Raw genomic sequence first — 20,870 nt, 5'->3', positions numbered from 1 at the left:
GTGCTCCCTTGAAAACGAGTAGGGGGAGCCGTCTCATCGGGCGTTAACCGATTTCGAGTGGCAGAGTTTCAAGTGATGGCTCTGCAACGAGGGTGGTACCACGGGAACTTACACAGGCTCTCGTCCCTTTGCGGACGAGGGCCTTTTTGTATTTTAAGGAGGGAATAGGATGAAAGCACCACGCGGTACACAAGACCTGCTTCCAGGTACGGTCGAGACGTGGCAATATGTCGAGGAAAAGCTCCGCGACATGAGTGCCCGATACAACTATAAAGAGATTCGCACACCAATCTTTGAAACGACGAATTTATTCACACGTAGTGTCGGCGAGACGACGGACATCGTCCAAAAAGAGATGTTCACACTCGTGAAGAAAGGGAAGGACGAGTACACGCTTCGCCCAGAAGGGACGGCATCTGTCGTCCGTGCGTTCGTGACGAACAAACTGTTCGGTAACCCGGACCAACCGACGAAGCTCTACTACATGGGACCGATGTTCCGCTATGAACGTCCGCAAAAAGGCCGTTTCCGCCAGCTTCACCAATACGGTGTCGAAGCGATCGGCAGTAGCGACCCGGCCGTTGACGCGGAGGTCATCAGCCTCGCCTATTCAATCTATAAGTCGTTCGGACTTCAGAAAATCAAAGTCGTCGTCAACTCGCTTGGGGACGCGGAAAGCCGCAACGCCCACCGCGATGCGCTCATCCGTCACTTCGAGCCGGTGGCAGGCGAACTTTGCCAAGACTGTCAGTCACGTCTTTATAAGAACCCGCTTCGCATCCTGGATTGTAAAGTCGACCGTGATCACCCGTCGATGAAGACGGCACCTTCAATCCTTGAATATTTGAACGAAGAGTCGAAAGCCTATTTCGACCAAGTGCTCGCACAGCTCGACGCACTCGGTGTCGCCTATGAAGTCGACCCGACGCTCGTTCGTGGACTCGATTACTATACGCATACGGCGTTTGAGATCATGTCCGAGGCAGAAGGGTTCGGAGCGATCACGACACTATGTGGCGGCGGACGCTACAACGGTCTCGTACAAGATATCGGCGGACCGGACATGCCGGGAATCGGTTTTGGGATTGGGTTGGAGCGTCTCATCCTCGCGTTGGAGAATGAAGGGGTCTTACCTGAACTCGAGACCGGCCTTGACGTCTTCATCGTCGCCCAAGGTGAGAAAGAAGTCGAAATGACGGCGACACGTCTCTTGCAACTCCTTCGCATGGAAGGGTTCAAGGCTGACCGTGATTACCAAGGACGCAAGTTCAAAGGACAATTCAAACAGGCGGACCGCCTGAAAGCCAAGTTCACAGTCATCTTAGGGGATGACGAAGTCGAGCGCGGGGCAGCCGCCTTGAAAGATATGACGACTGGTGAACAAGTCGATGTGCCACTCTCGGCCGTCGCAGACAAAATTCGTGAACTATCGGAAGGAGCAGGACAATGATCGGACGCACACATATGAACGGCCGCGTGACAGAGTCACTCATCGGCCAAGAAGTACAATTAAAAGGTTGGGTACAAAAACGTCGTGACCTCGGAGGACTCATCTTCATCGACCTTCGTGACCGCACAGGGATTGTCCAAGTCGTCGTACGCCCAGAAAACGAAGCAGTCCACCAACTCGCGGAAACGATTCGTAGCGAGTATGTCCTCGACGTAAAAGGGACGGTTCTCGAGCGTGAGAACAAGAACCCGAACATGCCGACAGGAAACATCGAAGTCATCGCTTCTGAGATCAACATCTTGAACGCGGCGAAGATGACCCCAATCCCGATCGGTGACGAAGCGGAAAACGTCTCAGAAGACCTTCGCCTCAAATACCGTTACCTCGACCTTCGTCGTCCAGCGCTTCAAGAGACGTTCCGTCTCCGCTCGAAGACGTCGAACACGATCCGTAACTTCTTAACGGAAGAAGAGTTCCTCGAAGTCGAAACACCGATTTTGACGAAGTCGACACCAGAAGGCGCACGTGACTATCTCGTACCGAGCCGTGTCCACGGTGGTGAGTTCTACGCGCTCCCACAATCACCACAGCTCTTCAAACAGTTGCTCATGGTCGCAGGATTTGACCGTTACTTCCAAATCGCGCGCTGCTTCCGTGACGAGGACCTTCGTGCAGACCGTCAGCCTGAGTTCACACAAGTCGACATCGAGACGAGCTTCATGGACATCGAAGACTTGATGGCGATGATGGAATCAATGATGGGACAAGTCATGGAATCGACGCTCGGTCGTACGGACACACCAGCGAAGTTCGAGCGTATGACACACGAAGAAGCGATGCGTCGTTTCGGTTCGGATAAACCGGACACGCGTTTTGGCCTCGAACTCATCGATGTGGCTGACGCCGTGACAGGTGCCGGCTTCAAAGTGTTCGACGCAGCACTCGAATCAAACGGACAAGTCAAAGCAATCAACGTCAAAGGTGAGGCGGACAACTTCTCACGCAAAGACATCGACAAGCTTCAAGAGTTCACGGCGGTATACGGTGCGAAAGGTCTCGCATGGCTCAAAGTGACAGCGGAAGGCCTGAACGGTCCAATCGCGAAGTTCTTCGACGAGACGTACGCACAGAAGTTGATCGAAGCGACGAACGCAGAAGCGGGTGACCTTCTCCTCTTCGTTGCATCGAAACCGACTGTCGTCGCAGACAGCCTTGGCGCACTCCGCGTCAAACTCGGACACGATCTCGGTCTCATCGACGAGTCGAAGTTCAACTTCCTATGGGTGACGGACTTCCCACTCGTGACGTTTGAAGAAGAAGACGGTCGTTTCTATGCGAACCACCACCCGTTCACGATGCCAAACCGTGAAGATCTCCACCTTCTCGAGACAGACCCGGCAAGCGTTCGCGCCATCGCCTATGACCTCGTCTTGAACGGATACGAGCTCGGCGGCGGCTCACAGCGTATTTATGAGCGTGACATTCAAGAGCGCATGTTCAAATTGCTCGGCTTCACGCAAGAAGAAGCGGTTGAACAGTTCGGTTTCTTACTCGAAGCGTTCGAATACGGGACACCACCACACGCGGGAATCGCACTCGGTCTTGACCGTCTCGTCATGATTCTTGCGGGTCGTTCGAACCTTCGCGACACGATTGCTTTCCCGAAAACGGCGTCGGCAAGCGACTTGCTCACGCAAGCACCGAGCCCGGTCGCGGACGCACAACTTGAAGAGTTGTCGATTCGTACGGCAGTAAAAGAGAAGAAGTAAATGAAAAACGAGGATTGCCATCGCAATCCTCGTTTTTATTATGTGTGAAATTGATTTTGAATGGATTGTTTGTCCAAAAAATCTTACGGAAATACGACTCACTTAACGTGTACGATCTTCTTCCTGCATATACTTTGCTGTTCGCTCCAACGCGAATCCGAACGTAAACAGCGAGGCGATGACGGCGGACATCGTGTAGACCGAATCGATAAACGCCAGATAGATTCCGAATAGTCCAAGACCGAAACTCACTAAGAAGAGAATGAGCAGTCTCGGATGTTGTTTCAGCGTCTGTTTCATCGGCTCGGGGCGTTCAGCTGACAACCTGTGCCATCCGTTACGAGTAGATTCGAATTGAATACTTGTCCGTCACTCTTTAAGACGAGCGTACGACGGTCTTCAAGGAAGTCGATCTTCATCTGTTCGTCTAAAAACACTTTCGTCCAGTTTTTAATCAGGATTGGACCGAGGTTCGAGTCGATCTCGACGTCTTCCGGTGTCGTCTCTGTGACGTATCGGATCTCGAAGATTCCGCTATTCCCACAACCGCAACCTTCTGTTTCATAAAAGAGGTGCATCTGTCCTTCGCGTTCGCCTTTCAATGACTCGATTCGTTCGAGCGCAAGTTCTGTAATGTGTACATGCATGTGTATCACTCCTTACTTACATTATACGCCGTTCGAAAAAAGAATGAAAAAGGGATGCATCCTATTTTCCACCTTTCGGAAAAAAGCGTACACTTAATGTTTAGAAGGGGGTAAGAGAATGATTTCACGTTTTTTTAGTTATTATCGGCCACATAAAAAGTTATTCCTACTCGATTTTTCATTCGCAATTCTCGTCGGACTACTTGAACTCGGATTTCCGCTTGCCGTTCAATGGTTCATCGACGACTTGTTGCCGGATGGGGAATGGAACTGGATTATCATCGTCAGCATCGGTCTGTTGATTCTTTACATATTGGCCATGATGATGCAGTATGTCGTCAACTATTGGGGACATAAGCTCGGGATCAACATCGAGACGGACATGCGGGAAGAATTATTCACACATATCCATAAACAATCGTTCCGATTTTTTGACAATCATAAGACCGGGCATCTGATGAGCCGGGTCACGAACGACTTGTTCGATATCGGGGAAGTGGCACACCACGGACCGGAAGACTTCTTCATTGCCATCATGACGCTACTCGGTGCGTTCGGGATCATGTTCTCGATCGACCCTGAACTCGCACTCGTCACCGTTATCGCGGTACCGTTCCTGATCATCATGATCACGTATGCGAATAAGAACATGAACAAGGCGTGGCAAAAGATGTACACGAACATCGGGGAAGTGAACGCGCGCGTCGAGGACAGTGTGTCCGGAGCGCGCGTCGTCCAATCGTTTACGAACGAGGCGTTCGAAATCGGACGTTTCCAAAAGGACAACAACTTCTATCGCGGCTCGAAGATCGAAGCGTATCGTGTCATGAGTACGTCGCTCGCAGGCATTTATATCACGACACGTCTGATGACGTTACTCGTCCTCGTCTACGGGGCGTACTTGACGTATGAAGGGCAATTGACGTACGGACAGCTCGTCGGTTTCATCTTGTACATGAACTTACTCATCAAACCGATTGAAAAGATCACGGCACTATTAGAGATGTACCCGAAAGGCATGGCAGGATTCAAACGATTCACCCAGCTACTCGATGAAGAACCAGATATCGAGAACCGTGATGGTGCGGTTGGAGTCGAGACGCTAAAAGGCGATATCGTCTTCGACGACGTCTCATTCGGCTACTCGGACTACCGCCAAGTGTTGACGGACATCGACTTGTCGATTGAGGCAGGGACGACCGTCGCCTTAGTCGGGACGAGCGGAGCAGGCAAGACGACCATCTGTTCACTCATCCCTCGCTTTTATGACGTCACAAAGGGCGCCATCTCGATTGACGGGATGGACATCCGCGACATGACGAAAGAGAGTTTACGTCGTCAAATCGGAATCGTGCAACAAGATGTCTTCTTGTTTGCGGGTACGCTTCGCGAGAATATCGCTTACGGGAAGCTGGATGCGACCGATGCCGATATCATGCATGCGGTAGAAAAGGCGCATCTCAGCACGCTCGTCGAGGAACTCGAGCACGGTCTCGACACGCAAATCGGCGAACGTGGACTGAAGCTCTCCGGCGGTCAGAAACAACGGATCGCGATCGCACGCATGTTCTTGAAAAATCCGCCGATCTTGATTTTAGATGAGGCGACATCGGCGCTCGATACGGAGACCGAGGCCATCATTCAAGATTCACTCAATGAACTGGCGGCGAATCGGACGACGCTCATCATCGCCCACCGTTTGGCGACGGTGAAGAATGCCGACCGGATCCTCGTCGTGACGGCTGAAGGAATCGTCGAGGACGGGACACACGAAGAGCTCAGCCAAAAAGGCGGCGTCTTCACAAATCTGTTGCAACGCCAACAGCTATAAACGGAGGGTCACCTGAGAATGGTGGCCTTTTGGGCGTGATGTGAATGGTTCGTGGGTAAATACATATGGATAAAGGAAAGAGAAGGGGGCAGAAACACTATGAAGGCTGTACAAGTCGTAGGATACGGGGAAGTCGAAAAAGAGAGGGACACCCTCTCTTTTACGCGAATTTGACTTTGAGCCGATCGATGTAGGCGATAAACAGACGGAAGCGTTCTAACCAGAACTGGAAGAACGGACCGATGAGGAAGATGGATAACACGGTGCCGAAGAAAAGCGGTCCGCCGAGCGCCCAGCCGATGAGACAGGCGGTCAGTTCCATCCACGTTCGCATGGCACGGACAGACGTGTTGAATCGGTCTGCTAAGACGAGAGTCAGTCCATCGCGCGGACCGGCCCCGTATCCGACAGCGACATAAAGACCAGCCCCCATCCCCATCACGAAAATACCGAATGTGAGCCAGACGACGTTCGTGAGCGTGCCGTCAAACGTAGGGAGCCATTGCTCATTTAGAATCATGTTCATGAAGACCCCGACGAACACTGCATTGACGAGCGTGCCGAACTGAGGTCGGAGCCGGTCAAGTATATATTTGAATAAGACGAGTGAGAGGCCTACACATAAAATGACCGTCCCGATTGAAATCGGAAGATGATGGGCGATACCGATATGGAGGACGTCCCACGTGGAGACACCGAGGTCTGCCGTGATCATGATGGACGACCCGAGTGCAAGCAAGAACAACCCGGTCATGAAGAGACCCCATTTGAAAAGAATGCGTAAAAAGTGGATGGACCGGACATGCACGAACAACACCTCGTTTCACTTTATTAATTGATTCATCTTAGCACAATCGATTAGAGAACATGAAAAAATCGCCTCAGCGTGAAGGCTGAGACGAGATCGTTATTTCTTCGGTGACTTTTTCGCTTTATTCTTTTTATAGTATTTGTAGACGAACGGTGCGACCGCCGTCGCGACTTTGATTAATGTTCCCATCTTACCTTTCTTAGCCATAGTAGCACCCCTTTCTCTTCTAGATGAATATATTCCACACAAGTTGGTTTTGAAAACATGTTTCAAACACATCCTAATCTTTTTGTACTAAACTGTCATCCATCATACTAAGTAGTGGAGGAGGTCTATATATGAAGACGATCATTTGGTATCAAAACGATTTACGTGTCGATGATCATTTGCCGCTTGAAGAAGCGCTTCGACATGACGACCCGATTGAAGGACATTACTTTATCCATCCTAAACAGCTCGAGAAAAATCGTTTCGGAGTGACCCCGCTCGGTCGTGCTCGGATTCATTTTCTGAAAGAGACGTTAGAAGATGTGGCGGGATCATTGAATGCCCTTGGGATCCCGTTCTATGTCCATGTCGGGCATCCGCTCGACATACTAGACCCGGCCGACCGTCTACTATTTCAAAGAGCGATCGGATACAATGAGCGAAAACGTGAAGAAGAAGTGATGGAGAACTGGGAGGGCGAATACGGAACGTTCGAAGGGTTCACTTTGTTTGAAGAAGCGGATATCCCATTCGAGAAGATGCCGTTTCTCTTCACCGAGTTCCGAAAAGCGGTCGAATATGACGTACGACCACGCGATTTCGTCTCTCGAAAAGCGACGGCAGCCAGACGTGATGTGACGTTCCCATTCCCGATTCAAGAAATCGAGCAAGACCCGAGGACGGCATTCCCGTTCAAAGGTGGAGAGCTGGCTGCGAAACGTCGATTGAATGACTATTTATCCGTTCCGATTCGAACGTATAAAGAGACGAGAAATGGGTTCGGCGTCAACGATTCAACGAAGTTGTCTGCGTATTTGGCGAACGGGTCGCTGTCACCGCGACGAGTCTTCTTTGAATTAGAAGCGCACGAACGGTCGCATGGCGTGAACGAATCGACTTATTGGCTCTACTTCGAACTATTGTGGCGCGAATTTTTTCAATGGGTCGCACTCGAACAAGGAAAACGATTGTTTCGGGAGCAGGGCATTCGTTCAAAGCCGAAGGAGTGGCGGGTCGATCCTGACATCATCGAGAAATGGCGTCGAGGCGATACCGGAGTGGAATTTGTCGATGCGTTCATGCGCGAGCTGAATGCGACAGGATGGATGTCGAATCGGGGGCGTCAAATCGTTGCCAACTATTTCGCCAAAGAGTTAAAACAGGACTGGCGTTACGGGGCTTCTTATTTTGAGTCGAGACTGATTGATTATGATGTGGCGAGCAATTGGGGGAATTGGGCTTATCAAGCCGGTGTCGGAAATGATTCGCGGGACCGGCGTTTCCATATCGAGCGTCAGCAGTTCACGTATGACCCGGACCGTGCGTTTCGTAACAAATGGTTGTGACGAAACTGTCACGAGAAGTCGGTGTTTCTCATTGACTTCTTTTTACAGAAGCGCTATAGTTAAATCAACAGATGGGATACCTGAGGTGTACGAGAGCCGCCTTCGTTATTTTGAGCCAACACTTTGAATACGGGAGACCGAACTGCTAACCAGATCAACTGCCTCATCACGTGCAGGAGGACTTGTGAAGGAAACGCTAGGTCACCCACCTGCATACGCAGGTTCAAAAGCAAGGCATCGTCACGGCACTGCGGGCCCCATCGATTTTTTTGTAAATACGTCGCGAGACGTCTTTTTTTTGAGTACAATTCCGAGTAAAATAGTATGAGAAAATAGGATTAGTTGGAGGAAGAAATATGTTACACCAGTTTTCACGAAATGAATTGGCGATCGGTTCAGAAGGTCTCGATGCATTAAAAGACAAAACGGTCGCAATTTTAGGCGTCGGAGGCGTCGGCTCGTTCGCGGCCGAGGCGCTTGCGCGCAGTGGCGTCGGACGCATCGTCCTCGTCGATAAGGATGACATCGACATCACGAACGTCAATCGTCAAATTCACGCGTTGCTGTCGACAGTCGGTCAACCGAAAGTAGAAGCGATGGGCAAACGCCTTCTCGACATCAATCCGGATTTAAATCTCGTCCAACTGAAGATGTTTTATACAGAAGAGACGTATGAAGAGTTTTTCGCTCAAAATATCGATTATGTCATCGATGCTTCAGACACGATCATCTATAAGATCCATTTAATCGTGGAATGTAAACGTCGCGGCATCCCGGTCATTTCAAGTATGGGGATGGCGAACAAGATGGACCCGACGCGGATCAAAGTCGTCGATATTAAAGATACGTCGTATGACCCGATCGCGAAGATGGTCCGGACACGTTTACGTAAAGAAAGAATCTATAAAGGCGTCCCGGTCGTCTTCTCAGACGAATCACCAATCGTCACGCGCGAAGACGTGAACGAGGTCGTCGGGAAGAAAGATGCGGCGATCCGGAAAGCGAAAATGCCACCGAGCTCGAACGCGTTCGTCCCGTCGGTCGCAGGGCTTGTCGCTGCAGGGTATGTGATTAACGAACTGCTCGAAAAAGCTGGAGTCGAAATCAACCGTATCCAACAATAAAAACGACGCTGGCTCATTTCGAGTCGCGTCGTTTTTCCCAATAATCAAGCCGTTTTTGAATTTGTTGCTCAAATCCACGAGATGTCGGTTTGTAATAGCTAGGGCGCTTTCGTGCCAAATTCTCGGGCCAATAGTTTTGAGGGACGAACCCGTCTTTTTCATCATGTGGGTATTTATAGCCGACCCCGTTCCCGAGTTCACGTGCTCCTGGACTGTGGGCGTCGCGGAGATGGACGGGCACAGGTCCCCCTTCGACTGTACGGACGTGGTGGAGCGCCTGGTCGATAGCGGTGATGACCGCGTTCGATTTTGGAGCGGTCGCCAAATAGAGAACGGCTTCTGCAATCGGAATGCGCGCTTCGGGGAACCCGATGTATTCGCTCGCCCGTGCCGCGGCATCGACGACGAGTAGCGCGTTCGGGTCGCTCATGCCGATGTCTTCGGCGGCATGGACATAAAGGCGTCGCATGATAAAGCGTGGAGATTCGCCAGCTTCAATCATGACGGCTAGCCAGTAGAGCGCTGCGTCCGGGTCTGAACCGCGAATCGATTTGATGAACGCCGAGATGACATCGTAGTGTCGATCGCCCGTCTTATCGTATTTGATGGACTTCTGTTGAATCGATTCTTCCGCAACCTCGAGGGTGATATGAATCTGACCATCCACTTCTGGTGTTGTCAACACGGCAAGCTCGAGCGCATTCAATAGGACACGGTAGTCACCATCCGCCATTTTGATATAATGGTCTGCAGCAGCCTCATCCATCTTGACCGAATAATTTCCGAGACCGCGTGAGTCGTGAAGCGCCCGATCGAGGACGGTGCGTAACTCATCGGCACTTGGTGGCTCAAGCCGAAACACGGTCGCCCGTGACAGGAGGGCGGCGTTTACTTCAAAGCTCGGATTTTCCGTCGTCGCTCCGATGAGGACGAGTTTTCCGGACTCAAGGGCTGGCAGGAGCGCATCTTGCTGGAGCTTATTGAATCGATGAATCTCGTCTAAAAAGAGAATCGTCCGTTCGTCTTCGTAGTCAAACCGAGCTCCCGCTTCACGGATGACGTTCCGTAATTCTTCGAGTTTGGCGGTGACGGCGTTCAATTGGACGAACGTCGCCTTCGTATAATTCGAGATGACACGGGCAAGTGTCGTCTTCCCTGTGCCAGGTGGACCGTACAGGATAATCGTACCGAGTCGATCCGCTTCGATGGCACGACGAAGTAGCTTGCCCTCACCGATGATATGACGCTGTCCGATGACGTCATCTAACGTTTCGGGGCGCATCCGGTTGGCGAGCGGTCCGCCATTCGATTGATGAAACAAGTCAGGCATACGTAACCATTCCTTTCGACAAACGTTTGTTCGATTAGTATAACAGAAGGAGACTTGAAGATGAAAATATCTACAAAAGGCCGTTATGGCTTAACGATCATGATTGCGCTCGCGCGTGAAACTGACAATAAACCACTCAGTTTAAAGAAGATTGCGGCACGGCATGAGTTGCCTGAGCATTATTTAGAGCAACTCATCGGTCCACTCCGGAACGGGGGACTCGTGAAAAGTGTACGTGGCGCATATGGTGGCTATCAGCTCATCAAACCGGCTGAAGAAGTGACGGCGGGTGAAATCATTCGCTTGCTCGAGGGACCTCTCGCCATCGTCGAAGATTCTGAGGCAGATGATGCGGTGAAGCGAAAGCTATGGGATAAAATCAAAGAAGCCATCGATACCGTCCTTGACGAAACGACACTCGCGGACCTCGCTGAGGAAGAGTCAGACGGCTACATGTTTTATATTTAAGAACGAGGTGACTTGAGATGAACTATTTTGATCACGCTGCGACGACACCGATGCGACCGGAAGTGCTCGAAGCGATGACACCCTACTTTTTAGAGACGTATGGGAACGCGTCTAGCATTCACGGAATCGGACGAAACGCCCGAGCAGCTCTCGACTCATCCCGTCGCGTCCTAGCGAAATGGGTCGGTGCCGCGCCGAACGAGATCGTCTTTACATCGGGTGGGACAGAGTCGGATAACTATGCCTTATTCGGTGCGGCGTATGCCAATCAAGAGAAGGGCAAACATATCATGACGACGAAAGTCGAGCACCACGCCGTGCTCCACGCGATGGAACAGCTCGAACGCGAGGGCTTTGAAGTCACGTACCTCGATGTCGATGCGTCAGGAGCTGTCACTGTCGACGCGGTGCGTTCAGCTTTACGGGATGACACGATTCTCGTATCGGTCATGTACGGCAATAACGAAGTCGGGACGCGTCAGCCGATTCAAGAAATCGGAGACTTGTTACGAGACCATCAAGCCATCTTCCATACCGATGCAGTTCAAGCACTCGGTACGGAAGTGATTGATGTGAAGGCGATTCATGTCGATTTGTTGTCGGCGTCTGCACATAAAGTGAATGGGCCAAAAGGTATCGGTTTTCTTTTCATGAAAACAGGTGTAAAATTAGCGTCACGTTCTTTTGGTGGACAACAAGAGCGTAAACGTCGAGCCGGCACGGAAAATGTTCCGGGTGCCGTCGGATTCCAAAAAGCAGCCGAACTCGTCATGGCAGAGCGCGAAGCACGGATCGCGCAGTATGAGTCCCTCGAGAAGGGGCTTTGTCAGCGTCTTGACGAACTAGGCGTATCTTATGAGGTGAACGGGTCAAACCGGTTGCCTCACATCGTGAACTTATACCTTCCTGGAATTGACCTTGAACCTTTCCTCATCATGATGGATATGCGGGGCATGGCGATTTCAAGCGGAAGTGCCTGCACGGCAGGGTCGGTCGAACCGTCTCATGTATTATCAGCGATGTACGGGGATTCAGAGCGGACGCGTCAGTCTGTTCGAATCAGTTTTGGTCACGGTAACTCGGTCGAGGACGCGAAACGGCTCGCGGAGCGACTAGAAGAAGTCGTCTCGACATTTATGAACGGAGTGAGATAGATGAATTTACGCACGAAAGCCCCTGAAGAGACGACGGTCGTCGTCGGGATGTCAGGTGGCGTCGATTCATCGGTGACGGCCCATGTGTTGAAGGAACAAGGGTACAACGTCATCGGGATTTTTATGAAAAACTGGGATGACACGGATGAAAACGGGGTATGTACGGCGACGGAAGATTATGAAGATGTGATTGCCGTGGCGAACCAAATCGGGATCCCGTATTATGCGGTCAACTTTGAAAAAGAATATTGGGACCGCGTCTTTGAATATTTCTTAGCGGAGTACCGTCTCGGTCGGACGCCGAACCCGGACGTCATGTGTAACAAAGAGATCAAGTTCAAAGCGTTTCTTGACCATGCGCTTCGACTCGGTGCCGACTTTGTCGCCACTGGTCATTATGCGCAAGTGAAACATGTTGATGGTGAGCACCGTCTATTGCGCGGTAAGGACGACAATAAAGACCAAACGTACTTCTTGAACCAATTGTCTCAAGACCAGCTGGCGCGGACGATGTTCCCGATCGGTCACATGGACAAGAAAGATGTGCGTGTGATTGCCGAAGAGGCGGGACTCGCAACGGCGAAGAAAAAAGACTCGACGGGAATCTGTTTTATCGGTGAACGGAACTTTAAAGAGTTCTTGTCGGAATACCTTCCGTCACAGCCTGGTGAAATGCGGACGCTCGACGGTGTCGTGAAAGGACGTCATGACGGGTTGATGTATTACACGCTCGGACAACGCCACGGTCTCGGAATCGGTGGCGACGGTGACCCATGGTTCGTCGTCGGGAAAGATGTCGAAAACAATGTCTTGTTCGTCGGACAAGGCTTCCATCACGACGCGCTCTATTCAGATGCGCTCCTCGCTTCGAAACTTTCATGGACAGGGACTGCTCCTACAGGAGAATTCCGGGCGACGGCGAAGTTCCGCTATCGTCAACAAGACGTGCCGGTCACGGTCGCTCCGCTCGAAAACGGTGAAGTGCTCGTCAAGTTCGATGAGCCGCAACGTGCCATCACACCAGGACAAGCGGTCGTCTTCTATGACGGCGATGTCTGTCTCGGCGGGGCGACAATCGACGAAGCGTATCGCAACGGCAAACGACTCGACTATATCGGATGAGGTGATTGATATGAACGCAAACGAACAAGGCATCCAAGCGATGCAGCAAGGTGAATTCGAACAGGCGGCCAAGCATTTCAACGAGGCCATTGAAGCGAACCCGACGGACCCGACCGGTTTCGTCAACATGGGAACGTTGCTTCAGGCGATCAATGATTACGATCGTGCCGTCATCTTCTATGACAAAGCAATCGAGCTCGATGGTTCGTTCGGTGCCGCGCACTATGCGAAAGGTGCTCTCGCCTATGAACTCGAACAATTGGAATCTGCAGAGGCATCGCTTCGTCAGGCGCTCCTGTCCGGGATGAATGATGCCGACCTTCATTTCATGCTCGGCTTGACGTACAAGGCGATGGGTGACTTCGTGCGTGCGATGCCACGCTTACGTGAAGCGAAACAGCAGTCACCGGAAGATGTGGAGATCACGTTCCAGTACGGGCTCGCACTCGCACAGAGCGAACAGCTCGAAGAGGCGGTCGTCGCCCTAGAAGAGACGCTCGACCTCGATGCGAGCCATACGGACGCACGCTACAATTTGGCGATCGCATTTGCGTTTTTAGGTGACCAGGAACGGACGTATGCTGAGCTCCAACGTGTCCTCGAGATGCAACCCGATCACGAACTTGCGCGTGACGCCATCGCGAAGATGGATGCGTTGCTTGGAAACTGAATCGATTGAACATGAAAATGCCATCGCTCCGGAGCGATGGCACTTTTTGTGGTGGTCAGAGTTGTTTTGTCGTAATTTTGACGGGTTCTCCGGCGAACTCACCGTATGCTTCATCCATATTTTTTGTATACAGTTCGATGACGTTATGGCTCGGGTCCTTAAAATAAGCCGAGCGCTCCTTGCCATTTTTTGTCTCATCCTCGTCCCACGTCCGTAGTTTGACGGGGACATCGGTCTCGTCCAAGATGTCTAGCGCATGTTCGAACGACTCCATCGGAACGAAAAACGCGCAGTGGACGTGGACCCCACCTTCATCATAAAGTGTATCCCATTCCGTCACGTCTTGTTTTCGAGACGCGTCCTCTTCCTCCGTGAAGTTACGTTTCAGCCACAGACCTAACCGCGTGTTCCCGCCGATATAGAGCCACGTTGCCCACGGCTCGTTCGCCTGTTCTTGAGATTCACTCGGTTCGGCATCGTCACCGACCCATTGTTCGACGACAGGGAGCCCGAGCTTTTCGTGCCAAAACGCTACCGCTTCGTTCATGTCTGTCACTTCTAATACGAGTTCACATAAACCGCTGACGGGTATACGATTTCCCATAGATGATTCCTCCTTCAGTGTGTCATTCGAACAGTTCCCCCTTTCCATGGTTCAAAAACGCGACTAGCCGTCTCGATGTGGGGGAATGACAACTTTATAGAAGGAGGTCGGATGACTTGCGAAAATATAGCATGGTCAGTGTCATTCTGTTTTTCATAGTCGAATATATATGGCTGAATCAATTGTTTGATTCGGTGAATGAGCGACTGTTAGACGGGAAGTGGACGAACACGATCTTATATCAAGTGGTCGTTGAACCGGATGGGCTACTCACGCTGTTACTCGTTCTGTTCGTCGCGCTTCTTCTCGTTGGATGGGGTGTTCACTACGTATATGCGAACAAAAAATCATGGCTGTACACGTCTGAACATATCGGTGTCGGGTGGTTCGTTCCCTTGTTTCTTGCCGTTCTCGGCCTCTTGATTTCGGACGTATACGTTCAAGTGGCGGTCTTACTTTTACAATTGACATTCATTCCGCTCATCCCGTTCATCCATCAGACCGTCCCGTTCTGGAAAGTATTGACGAACTGGACGATTCAGTTAGCGGTCATCGGTCTCGTCTTGTATGGCGGTAGAGGCATGTTGGAAGACTCGATTCGAATCGAGAAGACAGAGCTCTTTACGAAGCTCGAGGCATATCAGGCTTCAGGTGATTTGGACCGGATTCAGCGTTTGGTGGAGGAAGTGGACCTCGAACAGGTGGAACGTGTGTTAGACCGAGTCGACATCGAACAGTTGATTCGTATCCTTGAAGTCGTCGACCTCGACCGTATCGAGCAAATCCTAAGCTTGTTTAGTTAGGTCATTTGTTCAATCGATTCATCTCGGGCTATAATGGATGATGGAAAAATAGCTGGAGGTGTCGGATATGATGGCAGCACCTTACGAGTTGACTGGAAAAGTCATTCGAGTCCTGTTTCAATCAGAAGAAGAAGCGCATACGATTGCGCTCGTACGAATAAAAGAGAAAAATTTTGAGACGGACGAGACCGAGATGGTCATCGCTGGCGTCGGGGTCGGCATCGAAAAAGGCGAAACGTATAAGGCGCACGGTCGTCTCGTCGAACATCCCAAATTCGGGAAACAGATGAAGGCAGATTGGATTCGCCGTGTCGTCCCGATGACGAAACGGGCAGCCGTCCGTTTTTTGACGAACGGGTCTTTCCCCGGAATCGGTCAAAAGACCGCACAAAAAATTGCAGACACGCTCGGGGACGATTGCATCGATCAAATCGTGAAACATCCGAGCATCCTGTCCGAGGTCAACGGATTAAAAGAAAAACAGGCGCGTGTGATCACCGAGCGCCTGAACGTGTTGTATGGGGTCGACCAGTTGCTTTTATTTCTCGCCCCATTCGACGTGACACCGCGTCTCGCCTCAAAAATCCATAAAGAATATGAAGGTCGGGCGATGGAGACGATTGAGAAGAATCCGTATGCGCTCATGTACGATGTACAAGGAATCGGATTCAAGACGGCCGATGCCATCGCTGCGCATTTCGGCATTCAAGGTATTCATCCCGAACGGATTGCGGCGGCGGTCCTATACGTATTAGAACTCGAGCAAGGAAACGGACATCTATACGTGACGGCAGAACAACTCGAGACCGAGATGCCACGGATTATCGGGGCGGACCCAGGTGACGCGCTTGTCGCGGCGCTGTCTTCGCTCGCCAATGAAGAACGGGTCGTCATCGATGACGGGGTCGTCTACCACCCTCGCGTGTACCGTGCCGAACGGAAGGCGGCAGAAGAGTTGGCACGGATCATGGCGACCTCGACGACGGAGGACGTGGATATGACGACGATTTTCGACGCAGTCGGTCGTGTCGAGGAGATGTTTTCTATCGAATATGCGACACAACAACGAGAAGCGATTGAACTCGCCCTCAAATCGCCCCTCATGGTCCTTACCGGGGGACCGGGAACAGGGAAGACGACGGTCGTTCGTGGCATCATTCACGCACTTAGTGACGTCTTCGACTGGAAGTTAGAACCGGTCCCGAACCAGCCGTTCCCGTTTGTCTTGGCCGCTCCGACCGGTCGAGCAGCGAAACGCCTCAGTGAATCGACCGGGCTTCCCGCCTCGACGATTCACCGTCTGTTGAAGTTCGACGGAAGTTCGTTCCAAGTCGACGAGACGAATCCGCTTGTCGGGAAAGTGCTCATCGTCGATGAGGCGTCGATGATTGACATCTTCTTATTCCGAAGTTTACTGAAGGCGGTTCCGAACGGCATGAAAATCTTGTTCGTCGGAGACCGCGACCAGCTCCCGTCTGTCGGACCGGGACAAGTGCTTGCGGATTTGATGGCGACAGACGGGATTCCCGTCGTCCGACTTGACGTCGTCCATCGTCAAGCGTCGGAGTCGAGCATTCTCCGACTCGCCCATTCATTGAACGCGAAAACAATGCCGGACGATTTGTTGGCGGCGCTCCCGGACCGGCGTTTCTATACGGCGAACCAGGAGGCGGCGCTCCGAGCGATTTGTCAGATGGCTGAAGCGGCTCTCCGGAAAGGGTATTCGCCGTTTGACATTCAAGTGCTCGCCCCGACGTATCGAGGTGTTTGCGGGATCGATGGATTGAATGAGGCGCTCCAAAACGTGTTCAACCCGAAGTCGAATGCACGCGAAGTGAAACACGGGACTCGAGTTTACCGAAATGGGGATAAAGTCCTTCAGCTCGTCAACAACGCCGAGGAGAACGTGTATAACGGAGACATCGGGGAGATCACGAACATCTTCTTCGCGAAAGAGAACGTCGATAAGGTCGATAAAGTGTATATTCGTTTCGATCAGACGGAAGTTGAGTACAATCGCAGTGAATGGGACCAGTTCACGCATGCGTATGCGATCACGATTCATAAGTCACAAGGTTCCGAGTTCCCGATCGTGCTCATGCCGGTCTTCTTCAACGGGGGGTTCCGGTCGTCACGTAACTTGATTTACACGGCTGTGACCCGGGCGAAGAAAAGTTTACTCCTGTTTGGAGACGTACGGGCACTCGAAGCGGCGACGCGAGAAGAAGAGCCTATCCGTCGGACAAAATTGGTCGAGCGCTTAGGCGGGAAGTCTTGACGTCTCTTTGAACGCGTGTGATAATGACGAATAGATAACTGAAACGATACAGACGATGAAGGAAACGAGTACGTCGTCACCACCTCTACAGAGACATCTTCCTAGGCTGCGAGAAGATGGAGGTGGCCGACCGAAGCTATTCTGGAGTCCCCACTAAACCTGGGCGCCTCATCCACGTTAACGGATGTTCGAGGCACGGTACGTACCGTGCAAACGAGGGTGGTACCACGAAGCGATGCTTTCGTCCCTTTCCACAGGGGCAGGCGTCGCTTTTTTTCGTTTCGTTCAGAAATAAGGAGGAATGGTTCATGAAACCGCTCAAATCATTGACTGGCGCACAAGTTCGCCAAATGTACTTAGATTTCTTCAAATCAAAAGGTCACAGCGTGGAGCCGAGTGCTTCGCTCGTACCGGTCGAAGACCCGACTTTGTTATGGATCAACTCTGGGGTGGCGACACTGAAAAAATATTTTGATGGTCGTGTCATCCCTGCGAACCCACGCATCGTCAATGCTCAAAAATCGATTCGGACGAACGATATCGAGAACGTCGGGAAGACGGCTCGCCACCATACGTTTTTCGAGATGCTCGGGAACTTCTCGGTCGGCGAATACTTCCGTGAAGAAGCGATCACATGGGGATGGGAACTGTTGACGAGCGACGAATGGTACGGACTCGATCCGGACCGTCTCTCTGTCACGATTCATCCGGACGATGAAGAGTCAAAACAGATCTGGTTGAATCTCGGCATGCCGGCTGATCGCATCATCCCGCTTGAAGATAACTTCTGGGAAATCGGTGAAGGCCCGTCTGGACCGAACACGGAAATCTTCTTTGATCGCGGACCTGCGTTCGGTGACGACCCGACAGACCCTGAACTGTATCCGGGCGGAGAGAACGAGCGTTACCTTGAAATCTGGAACATCGTGTTCAGCCAATATAATCATGACGGACATGGGAACTACACGGAACTTCCACGTAAAAACATCGATACGGGGATGGGTCTCGAGCGGATGGTGAGCGTCCTTCAAGACGTGCCGACGAACTTCGACACGGACCTCTTCATGCCGATCATTCGTGAAACGGAAAAAATCAGTGGCGACGCGTACCGTCAAGACAATAGTAAAGATGTCGCGTTCAAAGTCATCGCGGACCATATCCGTACGGTATCGTTCGCAATCGGTGACGGGGCCCTCCCATCGAACGAGGGACGGGGATATGTCCTCCGTCGTCTTCTCCGCCGCGCCGTTCGTTATGCGAAGATGCTTGGCATCGAGCGTCCGTTCATGTATGAGCTCGTCGATGTCGTCGGTGACATCATGGTCGACTTCTACCCACAAGTGAACGAGAAGAAAGACTTTATCAAGAAAGTCATCAAGAACGAGGAAGAACGTTTCCATGAGACGTTGAACGATGGACTTGCGATTTTGAACGAAGTCGCAAAAGCACAAAAAACAGCTGGGTCGAACATCATCAGCGGCCAAGATGCATTCCGTCTGTATGACACGTACGGTTTCCCGCTTGAATTGACGATCGAATACGCAGAAGATCATCAGATGACAGTCGACGAGGATGGTTTCAAAGAAGCAATGAATGAGCAACGTGAACGTGCACGTCAAGCGCGTGCGGACGTTGAATCGATGCAAATTCAGTCGGGTGTACTTGCAGACATCACGATGCCATCGACGTTCATCGGTTACGACAACCTTGAGACGAACGCAAAAATCATCAGTTTGATTCACAACGGCGAACTCGTTGACGTCGTCGCTGTCGGAGAAGAAGCGCAAGTCATTCTCGATCAGACGCCTTTCTATGCAGAGAGCGGCGGTCAAATCGGCGACAACGGACAAATCGTCGGAGAAGACTTCCTCCTTCGCGTCAAAGACGTCTCGAAAGCACCGAACGGGCAAAACTTGCATACGGTAACGGTCGAGTCAGGTGTGGCGAAAGCGGAAGTGGCCGTCACGGCAACGGTCGACAAGCAGTCGCGTCAAGCAATCGTGAAGAACCATACGGCGACGCACCTTCTTCACCGTGCGCTCAAAGACACGCTCGGCGAGCACGTCAATCAGGCGGGCTCACTCGTGACATCAGACCGCCTTCGTTTTGACTTCTCTCACTTCGGTCAAGTGACGTCAGAAGAGCTTCAATCGATCGAGCGTCAAGTGAATGAGTTGATTTGGGCATCGGTCGGTGTCGACATCGAAGAGATGAATATCGCTGACGCGAAAGCAAAAGGGGCGATGGCGCTCTTCGGAGAAAAGTATGGCGACATGGTACGCGTCGTATCAGCGGGTGAGTACTCGGTTGAGCTTTGTGGTGGAATCCATGTGTCCAACACGGCTGAAATCGGACTCTTTAAAATCTTGTCTGAGTCAGGAATTGGCGCTGGGACGCGTCGTGTTGAAGCAGTCACGGGAGCTGGCGCATATGAAGTGATGAACCAGCAGATCGAGACGTTAGAAGCGACAGCGAAGTTGTTGAAGACGAAACCTCTCGAAGTTCCTGCACGTGTACAGGCACTTCAAGCTGAAATCAAAGAAGTCGAGCGTGCTTCAGAGTCGCTTAAAGCGAAGCTCGCGAACATCGAGGCATCATCATTAACGGATGCAATCGAAACGATTGATGGCGTTCAATTGATTGCGAAACGCGTCGATGGACAAGATATGGATGCCCTTCGCAGCATGGTCGACGACTTAAAAGGAAAACTCGGTTCTGCCGTCATTATCTTAGGGTCAGCTAACGGGGAGAAAGTCAACCTCGTCGCAGGTGTGACGAAAGATTTGAACGACCGTGGCTTCCATGCCGGAAAACTGATTAAAGAAGTCGCGACACGTTGCGGTGGTGGCGGTGGCGGTCGTCCAGACATGGCACAAGCAGGTGGCCGTGATGCAACAAAACTGGACGAAGCATTGAAGTTTGCTTCACATTACGTCGAATCACTGGCATAATAGAGTGTGAAGTGCAAACGGAAAGAGGTGGATTCTTGTGAGCCAAATGGATCGCACGATGCAATTCAATTTTCCAGAAGATGATCAACGCGCAAACACACGTGAGACGCTGATTACGGTATATCAAGCACTCGAGGAAAAAGGTTATCAACCGATCAATCAAATCGTGGGATACTTGTTGTCAGGTGACCCGGCCTATATTCCACGTCATAATGATGCGCGCAACTTGATTCGCAAAATTGAACGGGATGAACTGCTCGAAGAGTTGGTCAAATCGTATTTGAACGATCGTAGAGAGGATTAAT

18 protein-coding genes, 1 other RNA gene and 1 other annotated feature (1 of these 20 running past the window's edge) are annotated in these 20,870 nt (G+C 51.5%); of the genes, 14 read left to right on the top strand and 5 right to left on the bottom strand.

The window, feature by feature from the left end; all coding sequences use genetic code 11:
• Nucleotides 1-131, top strand: a binding site (T-box leader) (it extends 103 nt beyond the left edge of the window).
• Nucleotides 132-169: 38 nt separating this feature from the next.
• Entirely contained in the window at nt 170-1,450 is a 1,281-nt protein-coding gene (gene hisS, locus KNP00_RS02665) for a histidine--tRNA ligase (RefSeq protein ID WP_215141962.1), read from the top strand.
• Nucleotides 1,447-3,219: an aspartate--tRNA ligase gene (gene aspS / locus KNP00_RS02660; RefSeq protein WP_215141960.1), complete on the top strand. Its 1,773-nt coding sequence runs from the start codon at nt 1,447-1,449 to the stop codon at nt 3,217-3,219. Before hisS ends, aspS begins: the two co-directional genes overlap by 4 nt.
• A 102-nt stretch (nt 3,220-3,321) precedes the next feature.
• On the opposite strand, the gene KNP00_RS02655 is transcribed toward aspS, so the two are convergent.
• Both KNP00_RS02655 and KNP00_RS02650 read right to left on the bottom strand, forming a co-directional pair.
• Nucleotides 3,322-3,543, bottom strand: a complete 222-nt coding sequence (locus KNP00_RS02655; protein ID WP_215141958.1) for a hypothetical protein — start codon at nt 3,541-3,543, stop codon at nt 3,322-3,324.
• Nucleotides 3,516-3,866, bottom strand: coding sequence for an iron-sulfur cluster biosynthesis family protein (locus tag KNP00_RS02650; RefSeq protein WP_215141956.1), 351 nt, complete (start codon nt 3,864-3,866; stop codon nt 3,516-3,518). Before KNP00_RS02650 ends, KNP00_RS02655 begins: the two co-directional genes overlap by 28 nt.
• Nucleotides 3,867-3,984: 118 nt before the next feature.
• Between KNP00_RS02650 and KNP00_RS02645 the strand changes: the two genes are divergently transcribed.
• The gene (locus KNP00_RS02645; RefSeq protein WP_215141954.1) at nt 3,985-5,697 is read left to right on the top strand and encodes an ABC transporter ATP-binding protein; all 1,713 of its coding nucleotides are present in this window, start codon (nt 3,985-3,987) and stop codon (nt 5,695-5,697) included.
• 160 nt (nt 5,698-5,857) lie between these two features.
• Here the strand turns inward: KNP00_RS02645 and KNP00_RS02640 are convergent, their stop codons facing one another.
• On the bottom strand, nt 5,858-6,505 hold the full coding sequence (locus KNP00_RS02640) for a DUF6198 family protein (RefSeq protein WP_215141952.1): 648 nt from the start codon (nt 6,503-6,505) through the stop codon (nt 5,858-5,860).
• 341 nt (nt 6,506-6,846) lie between these two features.
• Between KNP00_RS02640 and KNP00_RS02635 the strand changes: the two genes are divergently transcribed.
• The 3 genes from KNP00_RS02635 to KNP00_RS02625 all read left to right on the top strand — a co-directional run bounded on the left by KNP00_RS02635 (nt 6,847) and on the right by KNP00_RS02625 (nt 9,185).
• Nucleotides 6,847-8,061, top strand: a complete 1,215-nt coding sequence (locus KNP00_RS02635; protein ID WP_215141950.1) for a DASH family cryptochrome — start codon at nt 6,847-6,849, stop codon at nt 8,059-8,061.
• Between the two features lie 74 nt (nt 8,062-8,135).
• Nucleotides 8,136-8,322, top strand: a non-coding RNA gene (gene ssrS, locus KNP00_RS02630) — 6S RNA.
• A 95-nt stretch (nt 8,323-8,417) separates the two neighbouring features.
• Nucleotides 8,418-9,185 carry a tRNA threonylcarbamoyladenosine dehydratase gene (locus KNP00_RS02625; RefSeq protein ID WP_215141948.1) on the top strand — a complete coding sequence of 256 codons (768 nt, stop codon included), beginning with the start codon at nt 8,418-8,420 and terminating at the stop codon, nt 9,183-9,185.
• 13 nt (nt 9,186-9,198) lie between these two features.
• On the opposite strand, the gene KNP00_RS02620 is transcribed toward KNP00_RS02625, so the two are convergent.
• Complete coding sequence (locus KNP00_RS02620; protein ID WP_215141946.1) at nt 9,199-10,515, bottom strand: replication-associated recombination protein A; 1,317 nt, start codon at nt 10,513-10,515, stop codon at nt 9,199-9,201.
• 60 nt (nt 10,516-10,575) lie between these two features.
• Here KNP00_RS02620 and cymR point away from each other — a divergent pair, with 60 nt between their 5' ends.
• The 4 genes from cymR to KNP00_RS02600 are packed head-to-tail and all read left to right on the top strand — an operon-like array spanning nt 10,576 to nt 13,929.
• Complete coding sequence (gene cymR / locus KNP00_RS02615; RefSeq protein WP_215141944.1) at nt 10,576-10,983, top strand: cysteine metabolism transcriptional regulator CymR; 408 nt, start codon at nt 10,576-10,578, stop codon at nt 10,981-10,983.
• 17 nt (nt 10,984-11,000) lie between these two features.
• Entirely contained in the window at nt 11,001-12,137 is a 1,137-nt protein-coding gene (locus tag KNP00_RS02610) for a cysteine desulfurase family protein (protein ID WP_215141942.1), read from the top strand.
• Nucleotides 12,138-13,259, top strand: coding sequence for a tRNA 2-thiouridine(34) synthase MnmA (gene mnmA, locus KNP00_RS02605; protein WP_215141940.1), 1,122 nt, complete (start codon nt 12,138-12,140; stop codon nt 13,257-13,259).
• Complete coding sequence (locus KNP00_RS02600) at nt 13,180-13,929, top strand: tetratricopeptide repeat protein (RefSeq protein WP_240542656.1); 750 nt, start codon at nt 13,180-13,182, stop codon at nt 13,927-13,929. Before mnmA ends, KNP00_RS02600 begins: the two co-directional genes overlap by 80 nt.
• Before the next feature lie 55 nt (nt 13,930-13,984).
• Here KNP00_RS02600 and KNP00_RS02595 read toward each other — a convergent pair whose 3' ends face one another.
• Nucleotides 13,985-14,533, bottom strand: coding sequence for a VOC family protein (locus KNP00_RS02595; protein ID WP_215141936.1), 549 nt, complete (start codon nt 14,531-14,533; stop codon nt 13,985-13,987).
• A gap of 116 nt (nt 14,534-14,649) precedes the next feature.
• Between KNP00_RS02595 and KNP00_RS02590 the strand changes: the two genes are divergently transcribed.
• From KNP00_RS02590 to KNP00_RS02575, 4 genes are all read left to right on the top strand, one after another.
• Entirely contained in the window at nt 14,650-15,336 is a 687-nt protein-coding gene (locus KNP00_RS02590; protein WP_215141934.1) for a hypothetical protein, read from the top strand.
• 70 nt (nt 15,337-15,406) lie between these two features.
• Nucleotides 15,407-17,614: an SF1B family DNA helicase RecD2 gene (gene recD2, locus KNP00_RS02585; RefSeq protein ID WP_240542655.1), complete on the top strand. Its 2,208-nt coding sequence runs from the start codon at nt 15,407-15,409 to the stop codon at nt 17,612-17,614.
• A 308-nt stretch (nt 17,615-17,922) separates the two neighbouring features.
• Nucleotides 17,923-20,565 carry an alanine--tRNA ligase gene (gene alaS, locus KNP00_RS02580; protein ID WP_215141930.1) on the top strand — a complete coding sequence of 881 codons (2,643 nt, stop codon included), beginning with the start codon at nt 17,923-17,925 and terminating at the stop codon, nt 20,563-20,565.
• A 37-nt stretch (nt 20,566-20,602) separates the two neighbouring features.
• On the top strand, nt 20,603-20,869 hold the full coding sequence (locus KNP00_RS02575) for an IreB family regulatory phosphoprotein (RefSeq protein ID WP_015881196.1): 267 nt from the start codon (nt 20,603-20,605) through the stop codon (nt 20,867-20,869).
• Nucleotide 20,870: the final 1 nt, after the last annotated feature.

The organism is Exiguobacterium qingdaonense (genome assembly GCF_018617855.1).
In the GTDB taxonomy this organism is placed as follows: Bacteria; Bacillota; Bacilli; order Exiguobacteriales; family Exiguobacteriaceae; genus Exiguobacterium; species Exiguobacterium qingdaonense.
Note: the sequence above shows the minus strand (reverse complement) of the source record. Positions and strands in the feature narration are given on the sequence as shown.

What these genes read in the sequence shown, in the direction of transcription:
- hisS (WP_215141962.1), top strand. Translation starts at nt 170, where the DNA reads ATGAAAGCACCACGCGGTACACAAGACCTGCTTCCAGGTACGGTCGAG.
- aspS (WP_215141960.1), top strand. Translation starts at nt 1,447, where the DNA reads ATGATCGGACGCACACATATGAACGGCCGCGTGACAGAGTCACTCATC.
- KNP00_RS02650 (WP_215141956.1), bottom strand. Translation starts at nt 3,866, where the DNA reads ATGCATGTACACATTACAGAACTTGCGCTCGAACGAATCGAGTCATTG.
- KNP00_RS02645 (WP_215141954.1), top strand. Translation starts at nt 3,985, where the DNA reads ATGATTTCACGTTTTTTTAGTTATTATCGGCCACATAAAAAGTTATTC.
- KNP00_RS02635 (WP_215141950.1), top strand. Translation starts at nt 6,847, where the DNA reads ATGAAGACGATCATTTGGTATCAAAACGATTTACGTGTCGATGATCAT.
- KNP00_RS02625 (WP_215141948.1), top strand. Translation starts at nt 8,418, where the DNA reads ATGTTACACCAGTTTTCACGAAATGAATTGGCGATCGGTTCAGAAGGT.
- KNP00_RS02620 (WP_215141946.1), bottom strand. Translation starts at nt 10,515, where the DNA reads ATGCCTGACTTGTTTCATCAATCGAATGGCGGACCGCTCGCCAACCGG.
- cymR (WP_215141944.1), top strand. Translation starts at nt 10,576, where the DNA reads ATGAAAATATCTACAAAAGGCCGTTATGGCTTAACGATCATGATTGCG.
- KNP00_RS02610 (WP_215141942.1), top strand. Translation starts at nt 11,001, where the DNA reads ATGAACTATTTTGATCACGCTGCGACGACACCGATGCGACCGGAAGTG.
- mnmA (WP_215141940.1), top strand. Translation starts at nt 12,138, where the DNA reads ATGAATTTACGCACGAAAGCCCCTGAAGAGACGACGGTCGTCGTCGGG.
- KNP00_RS02600 (WP_240542656.1), top strand. Translation starts at nt 13,180, where the DNA reads ATGACGGCGATGTCTGTCTCGGCGGGGCGACAATCGACGAAGCGTATC.
- KNP00_RS02595 (WP_215141936.1), bottom strand. Translation starts at nt 14,533, where the DNA reads ATGGGAAATCGTATACCCGTCAGCGGTTTATGTGAACTCGTATTAGAA.
- recD2 (WP_240542655.1), top strand. Translation starts at nt 15,407, where the DNA reads ATGGCAGCACCTTACGAGTTGACTGGAAAAGTCATTCGAGTCCTGTTT.
- alaS (WP_215141930.1), top strand. Translation starts at nt 17,923, where the DNA reads ATGAAACCGCTCAAATCATTGACTGGCGCACAAGTTCGCCAAATGTAC.